General features: G+C 65.6%; 24 protein-coding genes. 9 read left to right on the forward strand and 15 right to left on the reverse strand.

Annotated elements, in window-relative coordinates; translation table 11 throughout:
* Nucleotides 1–43: 43 nt before the first annotated feature.
* The 3 genes from K8U54_RS11815 to sutA all read left to right on the forward strand — a co-directional run bounded on the left by K8U54_RS11815 (nucleotide 44) and on the right by sutA (nucleotide 2251).
* Complete coding sequence (locus K8U54_RS11815; RefSeq protein ID WP_249910282.1) at nucleotides 44–1297, forward strand: ammonium transporter; 1254 nt, start codon at nucleotides 44–46, stop codon at nucleotides 1295–1297.
* A gap of 131 nt (nucleotides 1298–1428) precedes the next feature.
* Entirely contained in the window at nucleotides 1429–1854 is a 426-nt protein-coding gene (locus K8U54_RS11820; RefSeq protein WP_249910439.1) for a secondary thiamine-phosphate synthase enzyme YjbQ, read from the forward strand.
* Between the two features lie 76 nt (nucleotides 1855–1930).
* The gene (gene sutA, locus K8U54_RS11825) at nucleotides 1931–2251 is read left to right on the forward strand and encodes a transcriptional regulator SutA (protein ID WP_070885922.1); all 321 of its coding nucleotides are present in this window, start codon (nucleotides 1931–1933) and stop codon (nucleotides 2249–2251) included.
* A 139-nt stretch (nucleotides 2252–2390) separates the two neighbouring features.
* Here sutA and K8U54_RS11830 read toward each other — a convergent pair whose 3' ends face one another.
* From K8U54_RS11830 to lptM, 6 genes are all read right to left on the reverse strand, one after another.
* The gene (locus K8U54_RS11830; RefSeq protein ID WP_249910283.1) at nucleotides 2391–3086 is read right to left on the reverse strand and encodes an HAD family hydrolase; all 696 of its coding nucleotides are present in this window, start codon (nucleotides 3084–3086) and stop codon (nucleotides 2391–2393) included.
* The gene (gene xerC, locus K8U54_RS11835) at nucleotides 3083–3988 is read right to left on the reverse strand and encodes a tyrosine recombinase XerC (protein WP_249910284.1); all 906 of its coding nucleotides are present in this window, start codon (nucleotides 3986–3988) and stop codon (nucleotides 3083–3085) included. Before xerC ends, K8U54_RS11830 begins: the two co-directional genes overlap by 4 nt.
* A 76-nt stretch (nucleotides 3989–4064) precedes the next feature.
* Nucleotides 4065–4760, reverse strand: a complete 696-nt coding sequence (locus K8U54_RS11840) for a DUF484 family protein (protein WP_249910285.1) — start codon at nucleotides 4758–4760, stop codon at nucleotides 4065–4067.
* Nucleotides 4757–5587, reverse strand: coding sequence for a diaminopimelate epimerase (gene dapF / locus K8U54_RS11845; RefSeq protein WP_249910286.1), 831 nt, complete (start codon nucleotides 5585–5587; stop codon nucleotides 4757–4759). The genes K8U54_RS11840 and dapF overlap by 4 nt, the downstream gene beginning before the upstream one ends.
* A gap of 5 nt (nucleotides 5588–5592) precedes the next feature.
* The gene (gene lysA / locus K8U54_RS11850) at nucleotides 5593–6840 is read right to left on the reverse strand and encodes a diaminopimelate decarboxylase (protein ID WP_249910287.1); all 1248 of its coding nucleotides are present in this window, start codon (nucleotides 6838–6840) and stop codon (nucleotides 5593–5595) included.
* A 9-nt stretch (nucleotides 6841–6849) separates the two neighbouring features.
* Entirely contained in the window at nucleotides 6850–6975 is a 126-nt protein-coding gene (gene lptM / locus K8U54_RS11855; protein WP_074885553.1) for an LPS translocon maturation chaperone LptM, read from the reverse strand.
* A 181-nt stretch (nucleotides 6976–7156) separates the two neighbouring features.
* Between lptM and cyaY the strand changes: the two genes are divergently transcribed.
* From cyaY to rnk, 3 genes are all read left to right on the forward strand, one after another.
* A complete protein-coding gene (cyaY, locus tag K8U54_RS11860; protein WP_070885928.1) occupies nucleotides 7157–7489 on the forward strand; it encodes an iron donor protein CyaY in 333 nt (110 codons plus the stop codon).
* A complete protein-coding gene (locus K8U54_RS11865; RefSeq protein ID WP_249910288.1) occupies nucleotides 7479–7682 on the forward strand; it encodes a DUF1289 domain-containing protein in 204 nt (67 codons plus the stop codon). The genes cyaY and K8U54_RS11865 overlap by 11 nt, the downstream gene beginning before the upstream one ends.
* 117 nt (nucleotides 7683–7799) lie before the next feature.
* Complete coding sequence (gene rnk, locus K8U54_RS11870; protein WP_249910289.1) at nucleotides 7800–8207, forward strand: nucleoside diphosphate kinase regulator; 408 nt, start codon at nucleotides 7800–7802, stop codon at nucleotides 8205–8207.
* An 82-nt stretch (nucleotides 8208–8289) separates the two neighbouring features.
* Here the strand turns inward: rnk and K8U54_RS11875 are convergent, their stop codons facing one another.
* The 9 genes from K8U54_RS11875 to K8U54_RS11915 all read right to left on the reverse strand — a co-directional run bounded on the left by K8U54_RS11875 (nucleotide 8290) and on the right by K8U54_RS11915 (nucleotide 21863).
* Entirely contained in the window at nucleotides 8290–9981 is a 1692-nt protein-coding gene (locus tag K8U54_RS11875; RefSeq protein WP_249910290.1) for an ABC transporter ATP-binding protein/permease, read from the reverse strand.
* Nucleotides 9978–12767 (reverse strand): M16 family metallopeptidase, encoded by a 2790-nt coding sequence (locus K8U54_RS11880; RefSeq protein ID WP_249910291.1) that lies wholly within the window; start codon nucleotides 12765–12767, stop codon nucleotides 9978–9980. Before K8U54_RS11880 ends, K8U54_RS11875 begins: the two co-directional genes overlap by 4 nt.
* Nucleotides 12768–12781: 14 nt before the next feature.
* Nucleotides 12782–15628 carry a TonB-dependent receptor gene (locus K8U54_RS11885; RefSeq protein ID WP_249910292.1) on the reverse strand — a complete coding sequence of 949 codons (2847 nt, stop codon included), beginning with the start codon at nucleotides 15626–15628 and terminating at the stop codon, nucleotides 12782–12784.
* Nucleotides 15629–15794: 166 nt separating this feature from the next.
* A complete protein-coding gene (locus K8U54_RS11890) occupies nucleotides 15795–16781 on the reverse strand; it encodes a FecR family protein (protein WP_249910293.1) in 987 nt (328 codons plus the stop codon).
* 90 nt (nucleotides 16782–16871) lie between these two features.
* On the reverse strand, nucleotides 16872–17387 hold the full coding sequence (locus K8U54_RS11895; RefSeq protein WP_070886192.1) for a sigma-70 family RNA polymerase sigma factor: 516 nt from the start codon (nucleotides 17385–17387) through the stop codon (nucleotides 16872–16874).
* 77 nt (nucleotides 17388–17464) lie between these two features.
* The gene (locus K8U54_RS11900) at nucleotides 17465–20314 is read right to left on the reverse strand and encodes a class I adenylate cyclase (RefSeq protein ID WP_249910294.1); all 2850 of its coding nucleotides are present in this window, start codon (nucleotides 20312–20314) and stop codon (nucleotides 17465–17467) included.
* Between the two features lie 105 nt (nucleotides 20315–20419).
* Entirely contained in the window at nucleotides 20420–20665 is a 246-nt protein-coding gene (locus tag K8U54_RS11905) for a TIGR02647 family protein (protein WP_070885935.1), read from the reverse strand.
* Entirely contained in the window at nucleotides 20655–21509 is an 855-nt protein-coding gene (locus tag K8U54_RS11910; protein ID WP_249910295.1) for a substrate-binding periplasmic protein, read from the reverse strand. Before K8U54_RS11910 ends, K8U54_RS11905 begins: the two co-directional genes overlap by 11 nt.
* A 78-nt stretch (nucleotides 21510–21587) precedes the next feature.
* Nucleotides 21588–21863, reverse strand: a complete 276-nt coding sequence (locus K8U54_RS11915) for a hypothetical protein (RefSeq protein WP_249910296.1) — start codon at nucleotides 21861–21863, stop codon at nucleotides 21588–21590.
* Nucleotides 21864–22017: 154 nt separating this feature from the next.
* Between K8U54_RS11915 and K8U54_RS11920 the strand changes: the two genes are divergently transcribed.
* Genes K8U54_RS11920 through K8U54_RS11930 form a run of 3 tightly spaced genes read left to right on the forward strand, consistent with a single transcriptional unit; the run spans nucleotide 22018 to nucleotide 24405 of the window.
* Complete coding sequence (locus tag K8U54_RS11920) at nucleotides 22018–22815, forward strand: IclR family transcriptional regulator (RefSeq protein WP_249910297.1); 798 nt, start codon at nucleotides 22018–22020, stop codon at nucleotides 22813–22815.
* Nucleotides 22812–23789: a 2-dehydro-3-deoxygalactonokinase gene (locus tag K8U54_RS11925; RefSeq protein ID WP_249910298.1), complete on the forward strand. Its 978-nt coding sequence runs from the start codon at nucleotides 22812–22814 to the stop codon at nucleotides 23787–23789. Before K8U54_RS11920 ends, K8U54_RS11925 begins: the two co-directional genes overlap by 4 nt.
* On the forward strand, nucleotides 23782–24405 hold the full coding sequence (locus tag K8U54_RS11930) for a 2-dehydro-3-deoxy-6-phosphogalactonate aldolase (RefSeq protein ID WP_249910299.1): 624 nt from the start codon (nucleotides 23782–23784) through the stop codon (nucleotides 24403–24405). The genes K8U54_RS11925 and K8U54_RS11930 overlap by 8 nt, the downstream gene beginning before the upstream one ends.
* The last annotated feature ends 2 nt before the right edge of the window (nucleotides 24406–24407 follow it).

Consider the following 24407-nt stretch of genomic DNA (forward strand, 5'->3'; position numbering starts at 1 on the left):
CGCACAGCGCACGCCCGTGCGCAACGGCCAGAGGTGATAAAAAATGGACAACACAGCACTGACTGCTCTGCAGTATGGTTTCGATACCTTCTACTTCCTGATCTGTGGCGCCCTCGTCATGTGGATGGCCGCCGGCTTCGCCATGCTCGAAGCAGGCCTGGTACGAGCCAAGAACACCACCGAGATCCTCACCAAGAACGTAGCGCTGTTCGCCATCGCCTGCATCATGTACCTGCTGATCGGCTACTACATCATGTACTCCAGCCCCGAGGGCGGCATCCTGCCGAGCTTCGGTTTTCTGATCGGTGACGAGAACAGCGTCGAGTCGGTACTGGCCGGTGGCGAAGATGCCCCGTACTACGCCGCCCGCTCGGACTTCTTCTTCCAGATCGTGTTCGCCGCCACCTGCATGTCGATCGTTTCCGGCGCGGTGGCCGAGCGCATGAAACTCTGGTCGTTCATCGCCTTCGCGGTGGTGATGACCGCGGTGATCTACCCGGTGCAGGGCTTCTGGAAATGGGGCGGCGGTTTCCTCGACGCTGCCGGTTTCCTCGATTTCGCCGGCTCCAGTGTGGTGCACATGGCTGGCGCCGCTGCAGCCTTGGCCGGGGTGATCCTGCTCGGTGCGCGCAAGGGCAAGTACGGCGCCAATGGCCAGGTGAACGCCATTCCGGGCGCCAACCTGCCGCTGGCGACCCTGGGCATGTTCATCCTGTGGATGGGCTGGTTCGGCTTCAACGGTGGCTCGCAGCTGAAGATGAGCACCATCGAAGACGCCAACGCCGTGGCCCAGGTGTTCGTCAACACCAACATGGCCGCCGCTGGCGGTCTGATCGCCGCGCTGATCGTCGCGCGCATCCTGTTCGGCAAGGCCGACCTGACCATGGCCATCAACGGTGCGCTGGCGGGTCTGGTGTCGATCACCGCCGAGCCGCTGACCCCGACCGCGCTGCAGGCCACCCTGATCGGCGGCGTGGGCGGCGTGCTGGTGGTGTTCGCCATCCTCGGCTTCGACAAGATCAAGGTCGACGACCCGGTGGGTGCCATCTCCGTGCATGGTGCGGCGGGCATCTGGGGCACCCTGGCGGTCTGCCTGACCAACCCGGAATCCAGCCTGGGCGCTCAGCTGCTGGGCATCGCCTGCATCTTCGCCTGGGTGTTCATCGCCAGCTTGATCGTCTGGAGCATCATCAAGGCGGTCGTCGGCCTGCGGGTGTCCGAGGAAGAAGAGTACGACGGCGTCGACCTGGTCGAGTGCGGGATGGAAGCCTACCCCGAGTTCACCGGCAAGAAATGATGGGTGAGGCGCATGGCGCCGACCATCATCAGTAAAAATGATGGTCCACACCGGCAAAAGGGCGCTCAGGCGCCCTTTGCTTTTTTGTCGGGCACGCTAGAATGCGCGCGTTGAAAAACGAGGCGACGAGCATGTGGCAGCAACGGCTGATCACCTTGCGCCCACGGGCGCGAGGCTTTCATCTGGTGACCGATGAATTGCTGGATGCATTACCGGAACTGCCGAGCTACAGGGTGGGTCTGTTACACCTGTGGCTGCAGCACACATCGGCGTCGCTGACCGTCAACGAGAATGCCGACCCTGCGGTGCGCCGCGACTTCGAGCGCTTCTTCCGCCGTCTCGTCCCCGAGGACGCGACCGGCTACGAGCACTGCGACGAAGGCCCGGACGATCTGCCGGCGCACTTCAAGGCGAGCCTGCTCGGTGTCCAGCTGCAGTTGCCCGTGAGTAACGGACGCCTGGCGCTGGGTACCTGGCAAGGGATTTACCTGGGCGAACACCGCGAACACGGTGGCCCCCGACGTGTGCTTGCAACCTTGCAAGGTACGGCAAATTGAATTTTTTCCAGCCGTTCGGCAACGTTGGACGACTGGGCTATAACTAACCTGCTTTTCGCAAGTCATGAGGCTGAACATGAGCGACGAAGAACTGGAACAAGACGAGCTGGAAGGCGCAGACGAGGACGACGGCGAGGAGCTGGCGGCCGCTGATGGTGATGTCGCCGATGATGACAGCGAGTCCGATAGCGCGGCGCCTGCCAAGGGCAAAGCCAAGAAGGCCGTTGAAGTCGAGGAGCTGCCGAGCGTAGAAGCCAAGCAGAAGGAACGCGATGCGCTGGCGCGCGCCATGGAGGAATTCCTCTCCCGCGGTGGCAAGGTTCAGGAAGTGGAGCCCAACGTCGTCTCCGACCCGCCCAAGAAGCCCGACAGCAAGTACGGCAGTCGCCCCATCTGACGCGAACGCTGGATTTGAATGCAAAAGCCCGCCGTTATGGCGGGCTTTTGCATGTTGGCTCTGTGGTAGAAATTTGATTTGGTGGGCTGAAGCCACCCTACGACCAATCACCTGTAGGGTGGGCTTCAGCCCACCAACGCTATGCCCAACGCTGCAGCAGCGCCGGCAGCTCGCCCAGGCTACGGATCTGCGCGTCGGCTTCTTGCTCTCCGGCCCAGGCCTTGCCCTCGGGATTGAACCACACCGCGCGCCAGCCGGCGGCCTGTGCGCCGGCGATATCGTCGCCGGGGTGGTCGCCGATATGCACCGCCTGCCCGGCCTGCATCCCGGAGCGAGCGAGGGCTTCCTCGAATGGCCTGCGGTCAGGTTTGCCAACGCCCAGCTCCTCGGCGCAGAGAATGAAACTGAAGTAGTCCGCCAGGCCGAGGCGGCGCACGTCGGCGTTGCCGTTGGTGATCACGCCCAGGCTGTACTGATTGGCCAATAGCTCCAGCGTGGTGACGGTGTCGCTGAAGAAGGTGATGGCGTGGCGCGCCTCGAGCATCGCCTGGAAGGCGCCTTCGGCCAGTTCCGCAGCTTCCTCGGGGCCGTGGCCGACGCCTTGCAGCGCGTGGCGCAGGGTGCGTCGGCGCAGCTCGCTGAGGCGGTATTTCAGGCCGGGCTCGGCCTCCAGCAGGCGGCCACGAACCTGGCCCAGGTGATCTACCGGCTGGCTGGCCAGGCGTGGTGCATGCTGGCTGATCCAGTCGCGCATGGCGGTTTCTGCACCGAGGATCACCGGGCGGTTGTCCCACAGGGTGTCGTCGAGGTCGAAGGTGATCAGGCGAATGCTCATGAATCCTGTCTCTTGCGGCGTTTGGCCCGTGGATGGGCGCTGTCGTAGACCTTGCTCAGGTGCTGGAAATCCAGGTGGGTGTACACCTGGGTGGTGGCGATGTCGGCATGGCCGAGCAGCTCCTGCACGGCGCGCAGATCCTGGGATGACTCGAGCATATGGCTGGCGAAGGAATGGCGCAGCATATGGGGATGGATGTGCTGGCCGAGTTCGCTGACGCCGGCCTGACGTACCCGCAGCTGCACGGCGCGGGCGCCGATGCGACGGCCCTGGCGGCTGACGAATACCGCGCCATCGACCGGGTTGGCCAGCGCTCGCAGTGGCAGCCACTCTTGCAGTGCTTCGCGTGCCTTGCTGCCTACCGGCAGCTCGCGCACCTTGCTGCCCTTGCCGGTGACGCGCACCAGGCCGGCCGGCAGATCGAGCCAGTCGAGGTTCAGGGCGACCAGCTCCGACAGGCGCAGGCCGGACGAATAGAACAGCTCGAGCATGGCGTGATCGCGGCGGGCGATGAAGTCGTCTTCCTGGGCGCCGTCGAGTAGCTGGGTGGCACGATCCACGTCCAGCACCCGCGGCAATTTGCGCTCGCCCTTGGGCGGCGTCAGGCCGGTTGCCGGGTCGTGCCGGCAGTGGCCTTCGCGGATCAGGTAGCGGTACAGGCCGCGGGTGGCCGACAGCAGGCGTGCGAGGCTGCGCGCCGACTGGCCTTGCTTGTGCAGGCGCGCGACCTGGCGACGCAGGCGGGTGATGTCGAGTTGCGCCCAGTCCGCCAGGCCTTCCTGCTCGCAATAGGCGAGCAGCTTGGCGAGGTCGCGGCGATAGCCATCCAGGGTATGGGCCGACACCTGCCGTTCGCTGCGCAGGTGTTCGAGGTAGGCATCCAGGTCAGCTGCAAGCTTCAAGCTTCGAGCTCCAAGTCAAAGGCCGCTTCTGCTTCCGCTTTTCTTGCTGCTTGAAGCTCGTGGCTTGCCGCTATGTTCAGCGTACCGAGCGCAGCGGCGCGGAAAAGCGCGGCAGCACCCGCGACAGCACTTCGGCGATATAACCGAGGAACAGCGTGCCCAGCGAGCTCTTGTAGTGCTGCGCATCGGCGCTGCCGATCGCCAGCACACCGTGCAGGCCCTGATGGTTCAGGCCGACCACGGCTGCCGAACCGACATCGCTGCCGGCTTCGCCGAACAGGAACTTCAGCTCATGTTCGCGCAGCACGCCGCAGATGGTCTTGCCACCGGCCAGCAGGCCGCCGATGGCCTGGTGCGCCTCGGCGCTGCTGACGCTACGGCCGACCGGCAGCGGCGTATCGCTGAACAGGATCAGGCCCACGAACGGCACCTGGAATTCCCGGCGCAGGCTGTCTTCCACGCAGCTGACCACTTCCTCGAGGCTGCTGGCGTCCATCAGGTCGAGCACCAGGCGGCGGGTCTTGTCGAACAGCCGGTCGTTGTCGCGGGCCACGTCCATCAGGTGCGACAGGCGCTGGCGCATCTCGATGTTGCGCTCGCGCAGCAGTTTGACCTGACGCTCGACCAGCGACACGGTATCGCCGCGCTGGTGCGGAATGCGCAGCTCGGGAATCAGCTCGTCGTGGTCGATGAAGAACTCGGGGTGCAGGCGCAGGTAGGCGGCGACCGTTTCCGAGTCCAGGGGCTTGGGCGAATCCTGCTGGTCAGTCATAGGCGAACCTGTCCTTCGTACACGCGCACGGCGGGGCCGGTCATCATAACGGGCTGGCCGGGACCTGCCCACTCGATGTGCAGCTTGCCGCCGGGCAGCTCCAGCTGTACGGGCGAGTCCATCCAGCCCTGGCGGATCGCCGCGACGGCGGCCGCGCAGGCGCCGGTGCCGCAGGCCTGGGTTTCCCCGGCGCCGCGTTCCCAGACGCGCAGACGACCACGCTGACGGTCGACGACCTGCAGGAAGCCGACGTTGACCCGCTGTGGAAAGCGCGGATGGTGTTCCAGCTTCGCGCCCAGTTCATGTACCGGCGCGCTGTCGACATCATCGACGCGCAGTACCGCATGGGGATTGCCCATGGATACCGCGGCCAGCTCGTGGCGTTGTCCGTCGACGTCTACGGTGTAGCTCAGCGCTTCGGCATCGGCCTGGAAGGGGATCTGCTCGGGCACCAGCCGCGGTGCGCCCATGTCCACGGTGATCAGCCCGTCGGCACGCACGTTGAGCTCGATGATGCCGCCCTTGGTTTCCACGCGGATGTGCTTCTTCACCGTCAGGCGCTTGTCCAGCACGAAGCGGGCGAAGCAGCGCGCGCCATTGCCGCACTGTTCCACTTCGCTGCCGTCGGCGTTGAAGATGCGGTAGCGGAAATCCACGTCCGGGTGCTGCGGCGGCTCGACCAGCAGCAGCTGGTCGAAGCCGATGCCGGTGTGCCGGTCGCCCCACTGCTTGGCATGCTTGGGCTGGATATGGGCATGCTGGCTGACCAGGTCGAGAACCATGAAGTCGTTGCCCAGGCCATGCATCTTGGTAAAGCGCAATAACATGGGCATTACTCCGGCAGGCGGCTTTCGCCCGCGAAGAGCTCGTCCAGGGTTTCGCGGCGACGTACTTCGTAGGCCTGCTCGCCGTCCACCATCACCTCGGCGGCGCGGCCGCGGGTGTTGTAGTTGGAACTCATCACGAAGCCATAGGCACCGGCCGACCGCACGGCCAGCAGGTCGCCTTCTTCGAGCACCAGTTGGCGATCCTTGGCCAGGAAATCGCCGGTCTCGCAGATCGGCCCGACCAAGTCGTAGCTGCGCGCCTCGCCGTTACGGGGCTGCACCGGCGAGACCTCCATCCAGGCCTGGTACAGGGCCGGACGGATCAGGTCGTTCATCGCCGCATCGATAATGGCGAAGTCCTTGTGTTCGGTGTGCTTGAGGTATTCCACCTGGGTCAGCAGCACGCCGCCATTGGCGACGATGAAGCGGCCCGGCTCGAACACCAGGGCCAGGTCACGACCCGCCAGGCGTTTGCGCACGGCGGCGATGTAGTCACCGGCCAGCGGTGGCTGCTCGTCGCGGTACTGCACGCCGAGGCCGCCGCCCAGATCCAGGTGCTTGATGACGATGCCGCGCGCGGCCAGCTTGTCGATCAGCAGCAGCAGGCGATCCAGGGCATCGAGGAAGGGCTCCAGGGTGGTCAGCTGCGAACCGATATGGCAGTCGACGCCAACCACCTCGATGTTCGGCAGCTCGGCAGCGCGGGCGTAGACCGCCTCGGCCTGCTCGATGTCGATGCCGAACTTGTTTTCCTTGAGGCCGGTGGAGATGTACGGGTGGGTGCCGGCGTCCACGTCCGGGTTGACGCGCAGGGAGACGGGCGCCTTGACGTCCATCTCGGCGGCCACCTTCTGCAGGCGCTCCAGCTCCACGCCCGACTCGACGTTGAAACAGTGCACGCCGACTTCCAGGGCACGGCGCATGTCGTCGCGGCTCTTGCCGACGCCGGAGAAGACGATGCGGCTCGGCTCGCCACCGGCGGCCAGCACGCGCTCCAGTTCACCGCTGGATACGATGTCGAAGCCGGCGCCGAGGCGCGCCAGCACGTTCAGCACGCCGATATTGGAGTTGGCCTTGACCGCGAAACACACCAGGTGCGGCATACCGGCCAGGGCATCGGCGTAGGCGCGGTACTGCGCCTCGATATGGGCGCGCGAGTAGACGTAGGTGGGCGTGCCGAAGCGCTGGGCGACGGCGGACAACGCCACACCTTCCGCGAACAGCGAGCCGTCGCGGTATTCGAAGGTGTTCATGGGCGGCCCTTATCTGTCTTGCGAAGAGGCGGACTGGTTATCATCCGGCAGGTACAGCGGGCCTTTCTGGCCACAGCCGCCGAGCAAGGTGGTAACGGCGACGAGCGCGATGAGGGCAGTGAACAGCCGCTTCATGGTCAAATCCTTGTAATAAAGCATAATTGCCCCCGAGTATACCGACCCCCCGGCATGTTGCCTATGCGCCGGGATTCCCGTCCGGCGGGGCTTTGCCCTGGCCTGCTGGCGCGTGCTGGCCAGGGCGTGCCCGCGTTTTGCGGCGCTGCGACGCAGCTGAATTTTTCATGAGGTAAGTGCAATGAGTTTGAGCGAAGCCCGTTTCCACGATCTGGTCGACGCGCTGCAGCAGGCGCTGGAAGACATCTTCGACGACAGCGACCTGGACATCGACCTGGAGAACTCCGCGGGCGTGCTGACGGTGCGCTTCGACAATGGCTCGCAACTGATCTTCAGCCGCCAGCCGGCCCTGCGCCAGCTGTGGCTGGCGGCCCGCTCGGGAGGCTTTCACTTCGACTACGACGAGGACAACCAGCGCTGGATCTGCGACAGCAGCGACGAACTCCTCAGCGAGATGCTCGAGCGCATCGTCGCCGAGCAGGCCGGTGTCGAGCTCGAGTTCGATGAAATCTGAAGACGCCGGCGAGCCTGCGCCTGGCGATGCTCCGGTGGCATCGCCCTGTCGCCGCCGTTGTTGCCTGAACGAGGCCGAGCGCTGCCTCGGTTGCGGGCGCCTGCTGGCGGAAATCCTCGAATGGGGCCATGCCAGCGACGCCCGCCGTCGCGTCATTCGCGCCCTGGCCGAGCAGCGGCTGGCACTTGGCTGACCTGGCTCTTGTTTATTTGGGTGGCTGTGGTACGGTCAATCCAACTTCTGCAAAAACCCCGTCGTCTCGATGGGGTTTTGCTTTTTTGGCGTCCAGCAAAGGAGATATGCCCGCACCATGGCCAGCACACCGTCCATCACCATTACCCGTCTCGATCTGCAGCGCCTCGAGCAGTTGCTCGACGGCCTCGATGATTTCGGCCCGACAGCCGAGGCCCTGCAGGCCGAGCTGGATCGCGCCGAGGTGGTCGGCCACGAGCAGATTCCGGCCGGGGTGGTGACCATGAATTCACGTGTGCATTGTCGCGAGGAAGGAAGTGGCAAGGACTACCACCTGACCCTGGTCTACCCCCAGGACGCCGGCGGTGAAGGCAAGGTCTCGATCCTTGCACCGGTGGGTGCGGCCCTGCTGGGCCTGAGCGTCGGCCAGCATATCGACTGGCCGGCACCGGGCGGCAAGCAGCTCAAACTGACCCTGCTGGAGGTCGAATACCAGCCCGAAGCGGCCGGCGAATACGATCGCTGAGCTGTGCCCGGCGCGCGCTGATCCTGCTGCCGAGTCGCTTCTCCTTTTCCCGGGGCGCGCACGGCGCGGCCCGGCCATCCGCTCAAGCCGTGACCGGCGACCGTGCCACCGGGCTGCATGCCGGCCCACATTCCTGCAGATCGATGCTGCGTTCGAACAGGCGCTGCACCGCCGGCTGATGGCTGACGCCGACCAGCGTGCAGTCCGGCAGGCGTTCGCGCAGGCGCATGAAGAGTTCGCAGGCGGCCCGTTCGTCGAGCTGGTTGGTGGCCTCGTCGAGGTACAGGGTATCGGGCCGATAGAGCAGAGCACGGGCCAGGGCCAGGCGCTGCTGCTCGCCGCCCGAGAGTTCGCGGCCCCATTCGGCTTCCCGCTCCAGGTCTGCCGCCAGGTGGCCGAGGCCGACATCCTGCAGCGCGCCGATCAATTCCAGGGTGGCCGGTACCTGCGCCGCGGGGTAGGCCAGCGCTTCGTCGAGCCGGCCGCTGGCCAGGTAGGGCTTCTGGGGCAGCAGCAGGCTGCGCCCGCCGGGTAGTTGCCAGCTGCCGCGGTGGTGCGGCCAGAGGCCCATCAGGGTGCGCAGCAGGGTGGTCTTGCCCAGGCCACTGGCGCCGGCCAGGCGCAACCATTCACCGGGCCGCGCGTGCAGCGCCAGGCCGCACAGCAGCGCCTCGCCATTGGGCCGCAGCACATCCAGGCCGCCGGTGCTGAGGCTCTCGCCACGTTCGAGTACGACCGGCTGCAGGCGTTCCATGGCCTGCTGGAACTGACCCAGGCGCTGCACCGTGGCGCTCCATTCGGCCAGGTCGCGGTAGGAGAAGATGAACCAGCTCAGTGACTCCTGGACGGCTTTGAAGGCGCCGCGAATCTGCATCAAGCCGCCCAGGGTAATCGCCTTGGACAGGTAGAGTGGCAATGCGATGAACACCGGCACGATAAGACTGATGCGACTGTAGCCTGCGGTGAAAATGCCTAGCTTCAGCTCGCATTGCATCAGGTTTCGCCAGTTCGCGGCGATGGCAGAGAAACGCAGATCCAGACCTTTGCGTTCGGCCGCTTCTCCGCCATAAAGGGCGATCTGCTCGGCATGCTCGCGTTTGCGCAGCAGGTCGGCGCGGTAGGCGGCTTCGCTGCGCTGGCGCTCATAGTTCAGGCCGTGCAGCGGATGGCCGAGCCAATGGGTGAGGGCGGTGGCGACCAGGGTATAGATGATTGCTGCCCAGACCAGATAGCCATCGATGGTCAGGTTGTAGCCGCCAATGTCGTAAGTTTGGGTGCCTGACAATTGCCAGAGGATGCTGAAGAAGGCACCGATCTGCAGGCTGTTGATAAACAGCGAGACGACGATGCCGACGGTCTTGTCTGCCAGCAGGTAGACATCTTCGGCGATACGTTGATCCGGATAGTCCGTTTCACCGCTCAGGCCCAGGCGATAGTAACGGCGCTCGCCCAGCCAGCGCTCCAGCAGATGGTCGTTGAGGTGCTGGCGCCAGCGCAGCATCAGCGCCTTGTTGAACCAGTCCTTGGCGACTATTGCGGCGACCACTAGGCCGACGGCAATAGCGTACTGGCCCATCAGACCGAGCAGGGCCTTGCCGTCGAAGGTCGCCAGGGTGTCGTAGAAGGTCTTGCTCCACTCGCTGATATAGACGTTGACCTGTACCAGGCCGGCGCCCATGGCCAAAGCCAGCGCCAGCAGGGCCCAGCCCGGCCAGCCGGCGCGGCTGCCCCAGAACGGCCTGGCGAGCCTGAAGAACAGACGCAAGGTGTTCACGAACCGGCGCCTTCTGCAGGCAGCACCTGCATGCGCACCTCATTGGCCAGCGGGAAGATCTGCCGGGCCAGGCGCTTCATCGCCGCCGTTTCCAGCGCGGCGGGCAGCTTGTCCTGCTCGCTCAGGTAGCGCGGGTCGCCCCAGGCGCGCTCGCTGAGCATCAGCCGGTGCAACTGGGTGGCGGGGTCTTCACGGCGCTGGTTTTCCTTGCGCTGCAGCTCATTGCGCAGGGCCGCCACGCGCGGCTCGGTGACTGCCACGGGTAGCGCCGCCAGGGTTTCCTGGGCCAGTTGCCAGAGTTCGTCGGCGCGCTGCGGCGCGCTGCTGAAGTGCAGCTCGCTGTCGATGCGCTGGTGCGCGTGGCTCAGTTCGCTGTCGAAGCGCAGGCGGTAGATGCCGGTGGCATCGCCACGCAGGCGCTGCTTGAGTTCGGCGTTGGCAATTTCCCGCAGGGCGGCGATGCGCGCGGCGTCGGCCGGGTTCCAGGCGTGCGGCTGGAAGCTGCTGGCATACAAGCTGGCGCGTGGCTCCAGGGCGATGGCCAGTGTCGCCAGGCGACGACCGGGCTGGCGTGCCACGGGCGCAGCCTGCAAGGGCTCACCGCGGGGGATGGCCGCCAGGTAGCGGCTGACCAGCGCCTGCAGCTCGGCTTCGGGCAGGTCGGCCATCAGGTAGTAGGTGACAGGGGCGGCAGCCTGGCGCAGCCAGTCGGCTTCCAGCTGGCTGCGGCTCAAGGCGTTCAGCGCCTCGGCAGTGGGCGCCTGCCAGTCGTCCTGGCCCTGCTTGAGGCGTCGCCAGGTGGCGTCCTGTTCGCTGCGCACGTGGTCGCGCTGGCGCTGCAGCTGATCGTGGAGCTGCCCGACGCTGTCGCGGTAGGCCTGTTCGTCCAGGGTAGTGCGTGTCTGCCGGGCCTGGTAGAAGGCCAGCAGGCTGGCCAGTTGCTGCGGCGCGGCGCTGCCCTGGGCTTCCAGGCGGCTGGCCTGTTGCTCGAAGGACAGCTGCACGCCTTCGAGCTTCTTCCAGGCGTTCAGCTGTTCTTCGCTCCAGCCGGTTGGCGGGGTCTGCAAGGCCAGCTGGCTGGCGATCTGCGCGCGCCACGGCAGGGCGCCCCGATACCGGAAGCCGGCGCTGGAGTCGACTCGCAGCTGTACCTTGCCGTCGGCACCGGGGCGGCGCAGCCATACCAGGCGGTCACCGTTGCTCAGTTGCCAGTGCTCGACCTGTTCGGCTGCGAAGCGGCGCCGCTCGACAATGCGCCCCGCCGGCAAGGCGCTGCTCAGCGTGGGGACCACGACCTCCGCCTGGGCAGCGGGTGGCAGCGGCGCGGCCAGCTCGGTATCGGCCAGGATCTGCCACTGCCGCAGCACGCTGGCGGCCGTGGGCAGCTCCAGTTCCATGCCCCCCGGCGCGCTGAGCTGCAGCACCCGATCCGGGCTGGCCAGCCAGCTGCGGAGGCGCTGCTGCAGATCGTCCGCGTCGATGGCGTCCAGATTGGCCAGGGTAATGCGGGCGATGGCTGCCGGTTCCTGCAGCACCCGCTCGGCAAGGGTCGCGTCGTTGAGCTGGCGTACCCAGCCATCGAAATCCCGCTGCGCCGGATCGCTCAGCATGCGTTCGGCGATCCGGCGGATATCGTCCTTCACGGCCTGCACGTCGTCCTCGTGCAGCGGATGGCGGTCGATGCGCTGCAGCTCGCGCAGCAGGGCTTGCAGCGACTGCTCGTGATGCTGACCCTTGACCGCGGCGGCCACGGCCAATACGCCGCTGCGCCGGCCGATCTGGGTCTTCACAGCAGTAAGGCTGCTGGTCTGGGTTTCATCCAGCGGCTGGCGGCGCAACTGACGCGACAGCACGCTGAGGGCCAAGCGGTCGATCAGCCGGTCGCGGCTGGCGGCGCGGGTCTGTTCGCGGCTGTCGAGCTGGCTGAAGCGAAACAGCAGGGCGACCTGGTTGCTGCCGCTCTGGCTGTCCTGTACGCGAAACACCTTCAGCCTGTCGTCCAGTGGCAGTTCCAGGTGCTCGCGACTCGGCACGTTGCCGCGCCGAGGCTTGGCGAACGCCTGCTCGATCTGCCCGATCAGCCGGTGCGGCTCGAAGTCGCCGACGACGTTCAGCACCATGTTGTTAGGCAGGTACCAACGCTGCTGAAAGGCCTGCAATGCGCCCAGCTGCGCCTCTTCGATGGCCTGGCGGTTGCCGATGGTGCGGTGCGCGGGGTACCGCGAGCCGGTGCGCTGGGCGGCGGTGCGCTTGGCGTTCATGCGCTGGGCCACACCCAGGCCGCCGCGCCATTCCTCGATGACGATGGGACGCTCGCGGTTCAGGTCCTCTGCGGTGAAGTCGGCGGCGAAGGCCATGTTGGCCAGGGTCTGTAGCGCCAGCGCGGCGCTCTTGACGCCATCGGGCGGGCTGAGCAGGTACTGGGTGCGGTCGTAGCTGGTCACCGCATTGAAATGCCGGCCCTGTTGCCAGCCGGCCTTTTGCAGGCGCTGGCGCACGTCGAGCGGCTCACCGCCGTGGCTGTAGAAGGCCAGGTGCTCGAGCATATGGGCGACACCGATCTGGTCGTCGGCCTCGTCCACCGAGCCGGCGTGCACCGTCAGGCGCATATCCAGACGGCCCTTTTGCTCATCGGTGCGGATCAGGTTGTAACGCAAGCCGTTGGGCAGCTCGCCACGGGTGACGATGGGGTGCCACTGCAACTGCGCGTCGCCGGCGGGCAGGGAGGTGCAGGCACCGAGCAGCAACGCTGCCAGTGCCGTGAGGAGGGCTTTCACGGGATGCATGGGCGCGCGCCTTCTTAGAATTGGTAGCCGACTTCGAGCCAGTACTGGCGGCCCATTTCGTACTTGTAACCAGAGCTGCTGTAGATTTCGGCCACTTCATCCAGGACGTTCTTCACGTCCACGGCAACGAAGGCGGACTGGTCGCGCACCACCGGAATCTGCCATTTGGCGCGTAGATCCCAGGTAAAGGCGGCGTTGACCTCGCCGAAGTTGTAGTTGTCGTAGGTGGTTCCCCCCACCTCGATGGTCCCGTCGGCCACGATCTGCTCATACCCGGCGCGATAGCGAAGGAAGTTGCTGAGCGTCATGTTCGCCTGGGGAACGTGGGTGATGGTGGTCACGCGCGCTGTCCACGGGCGGTTGAAGTTGGCTGCAGGCAATTGGCTGTAGCGCATGAGCTGGCCGTCGTACATCACCAGTTCGTCGTTCAGCTCGTCGCGCGAGAACGAAACGTCGTAATTGGAGTTGAATGTGCTCTGCGTGCGTGTCCAGTCGGCAGCAAACTGCACGTTGGAGCGAGTACCGAGCAGGCGAAACTCCGCGTCGGGCGTGATCGTCAGCGAAACCGCATCGGTCTCGCTGCTACCCGCGTTGGTATAAACGGTGTAAGTAGTGCTTTCGTTCAGGCCATCGCCGCTTGGCAGGCCGAGGTTCACGCCCTGAGTCCTGACCACCTGATCGCGTCCTTCACGGCGCACGTACTTGAGTTCGAAGGTCGTGTTCAACCAGCGTTGCGCAATGCCAACCATCCATTCGTCGTTGTAGGGAATATCGATCTTGCGGAACGAGCTGCTATCGGCAACCCCTCTGGTGATCGGACCGAACTCGCTGAGTGTATTGCCTGTCGCGACCGGTCGCGACTGCCTGTATTCCAGGGATTCACGGCCATCTGCCAGGCGATACTTGAACATGGTCCGCCCGTAGTAGCGGTTGAACCCTGTCGTCAGTACCGTGCTTGAGTCGCCGAACAGGTCGTAGTCGGCGGAGAAGCGCGGAGCGATGGTTTTCTTTTCCATGTAGTCATCGCCATCGAAGCGGACGCCGGGGCGCAACTGCAAGCGGCCCCACTGCATACGATCCTGCAGGAACAGGGCGTAGCGCTTTTCGTCCATGGCTATTTCCCCGGCGTTGTAGTGCGTCAGGCTGCGAAAATACTGGCGGGTAAGAGCGCCCGATACGTTGGTGCCGATGGAGCAATACTCGCTATCGAGTTCTCCGCTCGAGTAATTGCAGGTGTTGGTGCCGGCTGGGGTCGCGGTCAAGGCGGCGGCAGTCGTTGCGCTTTCAGGGCGTTTGTAATTGGCCTGTTGATAGGCCAGCTCCAGGCCCGCCTGGAAATTGTGCTCGATCCCCAGCGCGTGAATGGGCTCCCAATCGGATTTGAAGGTGTAGGTCATGCTTTTCTGGCGTTGCTCGATATCGCCGAAGCTACCCTCGCGACTCAGGCTCGTGTTACTGAGCGGATTGCCCCAGTTCTTTTCACTCGACCATCGCCATTGCTTGCTGACGTTGCTGTCGCTGTCACGTGAGCTTTGCAGGTCGGTGTATGCAAGATTGTGGGTGTAGGTTGCGTTATCGCCGAACCAGGTGGCTTTGACAGATGCCTGTTGGCCGCCCTGAATCAGGACGAAGTCGGAGTTCTTGGCGTTCTCGCGGAAGTACTCGCTTTCCTGGGGGGCGTGGGTGAGTGACACGTCGAGTTGCAGGCGGTCGTTGACCTGCCAGTAGGTCTTGAGAAGGAAGTTGTCGATTTGCCGCGTCTGGTCTTTCTTGCTGGTGTCGCCTGAACTGTTGAAGTCATTGGCGTAGGCATTCAGCGGAATGGTGGAATGCTTACGCGAAAAATTGAAAAGAGCGCCGAAGTTTTCGGTGAGATGACCTTCCAGGGTGCCCCTCAAGGTCCATTTCTCGAACTCGGGCTGTTCCTGGGTCGTGGTGGAATTTTCGAATCCCTCACGGTCTTCCTCGTTGATGTGATAGTTGGCCCAGGCTGAGCGGCTCATGCTGGCCGACAGCTTGCCGTGCAGCTCCTGTGTCGGGCGCCGGGTAATCGCGTTGATGACCCCGCCATTGAACCCACCGTATTCGGCCGGTACGTTGCTGTCGTAGACCCTCACTTCTTCGAGCAGGTCGGCATCCAGGGCAATGCCGTGGCTACGGCTGGGTGTACCCCTGGCATCGGCGATGGTGTTCCAGTCATGGCGGCCAGGGTCGATGTCATTGTTGATCCCCACGCCGTCGATCATGAAGCTGTTCTGATAGAACTCGGCGCCGTTGATGCTGATATCGGCGGGATCGATTTCGCCGGGTGTGCTCGAGCTTTGCTGGGTGTTGCTGAACTGCACGCTGGGGTGCATCTGCAGCAGTGTGGTGATATCGCCGTTGGCGCCGGGAAAGGCTTCGATGGCCCGTCGATCCACCACCGTTTCGCCCATGAAGCTCTGGCTGGCCGCAGCGAGCACCACGGTATTACCCAGCTCCAGCGCTTCCTGTTGGCTGGCCACCGGGAAGAAGGTCAGCAGCTGCTGCTGATAGTTCCAGCCGATGTTGCTGCCTTCCAGCAAACGCGACAGCGCCTGTTCGCTGCTTATCTGCCCGGTGATCGCCTTGCTGCGCAGGTGACCGACCAGCTGTTGATCGGCGCTGACCTGCAGGCCGCTCTGCTGGGCGAAGGCGATCAGGGCGTCGGCCAGGGGTTGGGCAGGAATGTCGAAGGCATGGTGTTGCTGCAGCAGTGCGCTGGAGGCGTCCTGCGCCATGGCCGTACCGACGCTGACCGGCAGGGCGCCGCACAGGCCGAGCAGGCCCAGGCTGATGACTCTGCCCAGGGCCCTGGCAGGGATGAGGGGATTTGCGGGCAACCGCGACTGCTTGTTCATACCTTCCCCGAACGGGCCAGCGGCCCAATTGAAAGCTAATGCGAATCTGTATCGATTCGTGTTCGAGGCAATGACGTGTCGGCGCTGAAAATTTTCAGAGAAAGTCGAATTATTTTTTTGAGATCAGAAAAAGCCGCTCGAAAGCGGCTCAGGGTTCGCGGTCGACGACTCGCAGCCAGGCTGTCCAAGTGCTGACTCGCCCCTGATAGGGTTGGATGACGGCGCGCAGGGCGGCATCCGGGTTGCGCAGGTCGTAGACGCCGGTGATGCGCCTGTCGCCCAGTTCATCGTCGCGTAACGCCAGCTTGCCCGGCAGATAGGGGCGCAATTCGTCGAGCACATCGGCAATGCGGGCGTCGCGCACCACCAGACGGCCTTGCTGCCAAGCGGCTATCTGGCTGACCGGGAGCGTGTCGCGAGTAACCTGGTCGCTGCCGCGCCACTGCAGCCGGTCGCCTGTGCGCAGCGCTTCGGCCAAGGTCTGGTTGCCCTCGGCCACCCGCACCGAGCCATGCTGCACCGCGACGGTCAGTTGGCTGGGGCGCACGCTCACGTTGAACGCTGTGCCGGTCACGGTGATCTGCAGGTTGTGCGCATCGACCCTGAAGGGCCGGCTCTGGTCCGGGGTTACCTCGAAGAACGCCTGGCCGCTGAGCAGGCGTACCTCACGGCGGTTGCCGTCGAACTCGACGCTGATCGCCGACTGGCTGTCGAGCTGCACGCGGCTGCCGTCGTCCAGTTCGATGCTGCGCTGCTGACCCAGGCCCGTACGGTAGTCGCTCTGGTAGCGGAGATAGGCGTCAGGGGCCATCCACAGCATGAAACAGGCGGCCAGCGAACCCGCCAGCAGGGCTGGCCAGCGCCGCCTGCGTGGGCGCTGCGAGCCTGGAGCTGAAACCGCCGCTGTAGCGATGCCGGCGGCCGGTATGCGGGGGCGTTCGGTGGGAGGCGGGGCTGCCGCTGCCGCGGTCGAGCCGGTCAGTTGCCAGACCCGCTCGGCCTTGCGATAGGCCTCGACATGACGGGGGTCGATGGCCAGCCAGGCGGCCAGCTCGGTCCGCAGCGCGGCATCCTCGGGGCGCTGCTGGATGCGCAGCAGCCAGTCCAGTGCGGTGTGGGTGAGGTTGCCGGTCATGGTCGTTGCGGATCGTCCTTAAAGGTGGGCAAGGGTCGCACACACGCGCCCCTGCGAGCAAAGGACGGCTCAGCGCCGCGGATTTTCAGCTCAGCCATTGGCCTGCTCCAGGCGATCGGCGCAATGACACAGCGCCTGGTGCACCAGTTGGTGCGCCAGGCCGACGGAAATATTCAGGGTGACGGCGATCTGCTGCAGGGTATGGCCTTCCAGGCGGTGCATGGCGAAGGCGCGCTGCACGCGAGGCGGCAGTTCAGCCAGGGCCGCGTTGACGAGGCGCAGCTCGGCGCTGGTGCTGGCCTGTTGCTCGGGCCCCGGCTTGTCGTCGGAGAGGGTTTCGAGCAGCTCGTCGCCATCGGGTTGGCGGCGCTCGGTCGCGTCCCGGCGGCTCAGGTCGAATGCCAGGTTGCGGACGATTCGGTAGAGATAGCCCACTGGCTGCTCGATCACCGCGTCGACGCTGTCGCGGCTGCTGAAGCGCAGCCAGGCTTCCTGCACCACGTCTTCGGCCTGGGCGCGGCAACTGAGCAGCGAGGCGGCGTAGTCCACCAGGGCGAGGCGGTGGAGGAGGTACAGGTCGAGTTTGGGATTGGTTGCTGGGGACACGATTGGCACTGCCGCAAGCCGTGCACAGCGGGCGTGCCACAGCGAGCGAGCATGTTAGCTTATCGTGAGAATTGTTATCAATAAGGTCTGGGCGCGGCCAGCGCACCGTTCAGTGCCTCTTCGAGGCTGGCCTTGTAGCGCAGGTAATGCACTGCCGAGGGTTGCCTGTCGCCGAGCAACGCGGAAAGGTCCAGGTCGGTGATGTAGCAGGGGTAAGGCTGCTCCTCGCTGCGCTGGGCGAGGATATGCCGGGCCACGGTGGCGAACAGTTGCTCGCCGTGTTCGAGCTCGGAAAATTCCCGATGATTGCAGAACAGGCTGATGTAGGCGCGCGGGCCGGTGCCCGGCTCGACGATGGCCTGCACGTCATAGAACGGCAGGCTGACTTCGCTCTGCGGCGCCGGCCTGGGTTCCAGGCGTTGCGCGCGCAGCGGGGCGGCGGGCAGCAGTTGGTGGTAGAGAATTTCCAAGGGCTGTGGCGGCCCTTCCAGGGCCTGGGCGGCGTCGCGTCGATACAGCAGCGATTGCAGGAAGCGGTGCAGCGGCGTCAGCAGGCTGGTTTCGTTATGGAACGGCGCCTGGCTGCGCCACAGCGCGCCGCATTCGTCCAGCACGCTGATCTGGGCCAGACCGTCCGCTTCGTGCAGGCGGTAGAACACCTGGATGCACCCAGGGCGCCCGGCCTCGAGGATCAGCGCCAGGTCGTCGCCTGTCAGCGCGTTGCGGTCCAGGCGCAGCGCGCTGTACTCGGCGCGGTCCTGGGCCAGGTGCTCGAGCAGCGCCGGCCGATCCTCCAGCGTGCTGTGCCGGACGTTGCCGGGTGACAGGTCGAGCAAGTGATAGCGGCGAGCGATCTGCAGCAGGTAGCGCGGCCGCTCGCCGCTGTCGAGGCAGTCGATCAACTCGCCGAGCAGGCCCTCGACCCTCTCGACGATGGTCGCGGCACGGTTGCGGCAATAGCAGAGCACCCGCAGGTTGGCACGCTCATCGCCGGCGGGCAGGGCATTGAGTACGTCGCTCAGGCAGTCGAGCAGGGCGGTGGAACCCTCGTAACGTTCGACCAGCAGCTCGTTCCAGCTGTTGAGGGTGATCCGGTCGAGGGTCAGCACCAGGTTGTCGCGCACGCCCGAGTAGCCCAGGGGGTCGGTGCGCTCACTGGTCATGTGCACATTCATCTGGCTGTGCTGCCTGAGCGGGTCGCGGCCGACGTTGATCAGCAACAGCTCCTCGGCCGGCCGACGCGGTCGCGCCAGGGCGGCCTCGGTCGCGGCTGGCAACGGCATGGGCAGGTTCTGGGCCAGGCAGCCGAGCAACTGGCTGAGTTCGAACTCGGTGAGGTCGCTGTCGCCCGGATGCAGTGACAGGTGGGTGCCGCTGTCGATCACGCCGTTGCGGTGACTCCAGGCGAGCAGCTCGATCAGGCTGCGGGCCTGGCGCAGGGGCGCGAAATCCTGCCATTCCTGAGCGCCCAGGCTGCCGTTGTACAGCGCCCAGCGCTCGCCCTTGGGCGTCGGGTTATGCACCAGGGTCAGGGTATCTTCGCCCAGGTCCGGGGCGATGCCCGGGTTGATGAATTCCACCTTGCCGGCGCGACGTTCGAAGGCGGCATACAGGCGGCGGCCCAGCACGGCCAGGTCGCGGCTATCGGCCGCCACGCCATCGGCGCGATGGCGGGCGAACAGCGACAGGAAGCGGTAGCTGTAGTTGAGTTCGTTGACCAGTGCCTGGCGCTCGGCGACGACCTGGCGGACCTTCCACTGGCTGCGGCTGTCGAGCAGGATCAACTGGCGCTCGCCCCAGCCCCACTCCCCCGTCAGCCGCTCGAGCAGCAGGCGTTGCCAGCTCTTTTCGCGGTGGCGCGGCGGTTTGCTGATCTTCTTGTTGACCTTCAGGTACAGGCAGCGCCTGACCAGCTCCAGGCGCTCGGTTTCGCCACGCGCCTGCAGGTATTCCTCCAGACGGCGGTAGATCAGCACATAGGGATCCAGTTCGTCGAGGTCGAGCAGGCCGTTGTAGACCGCCTGCTTGAAACGCAGCGACAGGCAACGTACCTGGGGATGCTCGCTGGCATAGACCTCGGTGAGCAGCAACTTGAGCGCCGACTTGTAGGGCGATTCGATTCCCTTGAACAGCTGCCACATGCCGGCACCGAGAAACTCACCAGCCGGCACCTGGGCCAGGTGGCCGAAATCGAGCACGTCTTCGGCGCGGACGAAGCGCTTGCTCAGCAGGGTCTCGGTCACCTGGGCGTAGCGATGCTCGTCGCCGGCCGGCACCAGCCACCACAGCGGCATGCGCCCGCCTAGCCAGATCGCCGTGCGGTAGAACTCGTCGAGGAGCAGGAAATGCTGGGTGGTGCCGCAGTCGTCCGAGGTCAGCTGCGCTTCGCGGGCGCCGCTGCGAAAGCGCTCGGGGTCGATCAGGAAGAAGTGCGCCTCGGCGCCCTGGCCGGCCGCCCAGCTCTGCAGCAGGTCGCATTTGCGGCGCAGGGCTTCGCGGCTGCCCTCGTCGAGATCGCTGGCGTGGCAGACCCACAGGTCCATGTCGCTCTGCTCGGCCTGGGCCACGGTGCCCAGGCTGCCCATCAGAAACAGGCCATGGATGGGCGTCGGCGCTTGGGCGCGAGCCGGCTTGTAGGCGAACGAGCGGGTCAGGCGCTGGGCTTCGGCCAGGAGCTCGGGCGAAGGTTCGAAGTGGGCCAGCCCGGCCGGCGTCTGCGCCGATACATAGCCGGGCAGCAGCGGATGATTGACGTGGAACAGCAGTGGCAGCAACGTCAGCACGCGTTGCTGGCGGGGCGACAGGGCCTGCATGGCGCGCTGCTGACGACCGTGGTTGATGCGCATGAAGCGCGCACGCAGCTGGGTCAGCACCTTGCGGTCGATGCCGTCATCGATGTCGGGGCGCAGGGGAAGGTGGCGCGTCATGCTCGGGCTCTGCCGGGTGATGAGCAAGCCTACAGGCGCGGCGTGCCTGCTCGCAATGACCGCCGGGAAGGGCCTGCCGCATCGGGCGGCAGGCAGCATCAGGCGTCAGCGTGCCTGGGCAGTGGTGAGGATGGTTTTCAGGCTTTGCGCATGCTCGGCGGCTTCGTGGCCCAGGCGGGTCAGGTAGCCGCCATCAGGGAGGGTGATCAGGCCCTTGTCATGCAGGCGCCCGGCAGCGGCGACGGCCGACGAGGCGGCATCGTGGTGGATTTTCAGACCCTCCTGACCATTGTCGAGGTTGAACAGCAAAAGAATTTCCAGTTCGGCGACCAGATCGGCATTAAAGACCATGGTGACTCCTGCCTGTTGTTGTGGTGCACGGCACGGGCCGTGAGTCGCGGGTTTGCCCCGCAGGCAGAGTGTAGTCAAGGCGGCGGCAGTTCGCCGGGGCGTGCTGCCAGCGGTCGAGAATCTTCTGGTAGCGGCCATCCTGGCGCAGGGCGCGCATGCCTTGCTCGAAGCGCTGCAGCAGCGCCACCGCATCGGGGTTGCTGCGCGAGAAGCTCAGATAGAGCGTGGGGCTGTCGAGCGTCTCCAGGGCCACGAACTGCCCGGCCAGTTGCGGATTCTCCCTGAACAGTGCCTGGGCGGTGCCGCGATAGGCGGCCACGAAGTCCACGCGGCCGTGCTGCAGCATGAGAAAGCCACTGAGGTCGCGGCGCACCGGGACGCGGATCACCTGGTTCGCGTTGTCCAGGCGCGCGCCGTATTCGTAGCCGATGGTTACGGCCACCCTGCGCCCGGCCAAGTCCTGCGGCGTGCCCTCGAGCGGCACCGCATCGCGGCGTGCCCAGAGCAGGATATCGTCGCTGAACAGCGGCTCGTCGGGGATCAGGTAATCGGCGTCGATGCGCGCATCCGGCGCAGTATTGAAACAGGCCGCCAGCGAGCCCTCCCGGGTCATCTGCATGCAGCGAGAATAGGGGTAGGGCACCAGTTCCACGGGCGTTTCACTGGCGGCGAAGGCCGCCTCGACGATATCCACCGACATGCCCTGAATCCTGCCGTCGCGGTAGGCGGTATAGGGGTACCAGTCGTCCTCGGCACCAATGCGCAGCACGTGCTCGGCCTGCGCCATGGCGCTGAGGGCGAGCAGCAGGAGCAGGCACGGGCTGAGGAATGTGGAAGGGCGCATCCGAGCTGGTCCACAGGGGCTTGGGGCAACGCTAGCAGCGCCCCGGGTGGTAAAGGAGGCGGTTGGCCGTGGCGGTGCTCAGGCTTCGTCGGGCAGGGTCGGCAGGGCGCGCAGCAGTCGCTCGTAGTTCTCGGCATCGAAGGGGCGGTCTTCGCGCAGCATGGCATCCACTTCGTGGGCCAGCACCATGGCCATCATCTGCACGCTTTCCTCACGCTCGTGGCCGACCAAGGTCAGTTTGTTCAGCACCGCCTGCGCGAAGGCCGGCTCGCCGGATTCCAGCTGATTCTCGATGGCCTGCACCAGGGTGTTCTCGGTAAAGGTGTCGTCGTCGTGCTCGTCGGCGGTGCTCATGGGGCGCGGCTCCGTGGTGGCTGAATAGATCGCAGTGTGACAGCTGCGCCTGGAAAATGGCCATGGCAAAAATTACTCCTACAATATGGGAGCTTGTTTCGCATGTTGAGAATTGCCAGGAAGCCGATTAGAGTCCATTGCCAGGAGAGACCCCATGTCCGACAAAAACACCAATCAGGCACCCACCGGTGCCCAGGCGCTGTTCCGCGGCCTGGCCGTTATCGACGCCGTTGCCCAGGGTGCCAGCAGCCTGGTGGATATCGGCGCGGCCATTGGCTGCACGCGCAGCACCACCCATCGGCTGATCGCCGCACTGGTGCAGGCCGGTTATCTGCGCGCCATCGGCGGCAGCGCGGGTGGTTATCAGCTGGGCCCCAGGCTCATCGAGCTCGGCTACAAGGCGCGTGCGCAGATGCCGCTGGCCAATGTCGCGCGGCCGCATCTGGAAGCGCTGGCACGCCTGACTCAGGACACCGTGCACCTGGGCGTGCGGGAGGACGGCGATGTGCTCTACATCGAGAAGCTGCCCAGTAGCCGTGGCCTGGAAATGCGCTCGCGAATCGGCCTGCGCATGCCGCTGGCGCTGACCGGCATCGGTAAGTCACTGATGCTCGACCTGCCCGAGGCCCAGTGGCAGGCGCTCTACCAGCAGGGCCTGCAACGCCGAGCCGGGCAGTCGGGCCTGCGCGAGGAATTCACCCCCTGGGACGATTTTCGCGCGCTGATGAACGGCTATGCCGACGGCGGTTTCAGCTTCGACCTGGAAGAGAACGAGCTGGGCGTGCGTTGTGTCGCCGCCCCGGTGCGTGACGCCAGCGGGCAGATCGTCGCTGCACTGAGCGTCGCCAGCGCCATCCCCTACATGCCGGAGACACGCCTGCAGGAGCTGCGCCCAGAGGTGATCGCCTGCGCCGTGGCCATTTCCCGAGAACTGGGCTGGAGCGCCTCATGACCGAACGCCCCACGCCGACGCTGATCGCCCTCGACTGGGGAACCTCATCGCTACGTGCCTACCTGCTCGGCGACGGCGGTCGGGTGCTGGCCATGCAGAGTCGGCCATGGGGCGTGCAGCACACGCCAGATGGCGACTTCGCCCGCGCTTATGCAGAGTTGGTCGGAGACTGGTACCGTCAATGGCCGGGGTTGCCGGCGCTGGCGTGCGGCATGATCGGCAGCCGCCAGGGCTGGCGCGAAGTGCCGTATGCACGCTGCCCGGCGACGGTGAACGACCTGGTCGACGGGCTGCTGGCCCTGGATACGCCCGGCGGCACGCTGCATCTGCTGCCGGGGGTGCTCGATGCCAGCGCCTTGCCCAACGTGATTCGCGGCGAGGAAACCCAGGTGTTCGGCGCCCTGCAACTGGCCCCCGAACTGTGCGAGAGCGCGCTGCTGGTGCTGCCCGGTACCCACAGCAAATGGGTCACGGTGCGCGAGGGGGCGATCAGCCACTTCACCACCTATATGACCGGCGAGCTGTTCGCGGTCCTGCGCGATCATTCGATTCTCGGCCGCCCGGCCCGCGAGGCGGGCAGTGAACGCAGTGATGAGGCCTTTCAGCGCGGCCTCGACGTGGCCCGTAGCAGCGCTGCCGAGGGGGTGTCCGGCCGTTTGTTCAGTACCCGCAGCCTGTTGCTTACCGAGCGCCTGACGGCCGGCGAAAGCCTGGATTATCTGTCTGGCTTGCTGATCGGCGAGGAGCTGCGCAGCGTGCTTGCCAGCCTTGAAGGTGCCGCCTGCCCGCCACTGGTGCTGATTGGCGACGCCCACCTGTGCGACCGCTATCGCCTGGCCCTGGCGCGCTTTGGCGTGGCGTCCGTACGGACACTGGAGCATGCCGGTGTCGCTGGTCTCTGGCACCTGGCCTGCGCGGCCAGGTTGATCACCGCAACGCCCATCCCCGTTCCGAGGAGTGCCCCGCATGTCTGATAGCTATCTGCAGCAATTGCCACTGATCGCCATTCTGCGTGGCGTCACGCCCCAGGAGATCGTGCCGGTCGGCCTGGCGCTTTATGACGCCGGCTTTCGGCTTATCGAGATTCCGCTGAACTCGCCCCAGCCGTTGCAGAGCATCAGCCTGCTGGCGGCCGAGTTGGGCGACAGCGCGCTGATCGGCGCCGGCACCGTGCTGAGGACCGAGCAGGTCGAAGAGGTGGCGCAAGCCGGTGGGCGGCTGATCGTGTCGCCCAACTGCAACCCCGAGGTGATTCGTGCCACGCGTCGTGCCGGGCTGTTCAGCTCGCCGGGCGTGGCGACGCCGAGTGAGGGGTTTGCGGCGCTGGATGCCGGCGCCCAGGTGCTCAAATTGTTTCCCGCCGAGCAATTCAACCCGTCGATCGTCAAGGCGTGGCGCGCGGTGTTCTCGCGGGATATCGCCCTGCTGCCGGTGGGGGGCATCACCCCTGACGCAATGGCGGCCTATGTCGCCGCGGGCGCCAGCGGCTTTGGTCTCGGTTCGGCACTGTACAAACCGGGCATGAGTGCTGCCGAAGTGGGCGAGAACGGCAAGGCCTTCGTGGCCGCCTGGAGGGCCACGCAACACTGAGA

It is taken from the genome of Pseudomonas fulva, from assembly GCF_023517795.1.
GTDB classification, from domain to species: Bacteria; Pseudomonadota; Gammaproteobacteria; order Pseudomonadales; family Pseudomonadaceae; genus Aquipseudomonas; species Aquipseudomonas fulva_D.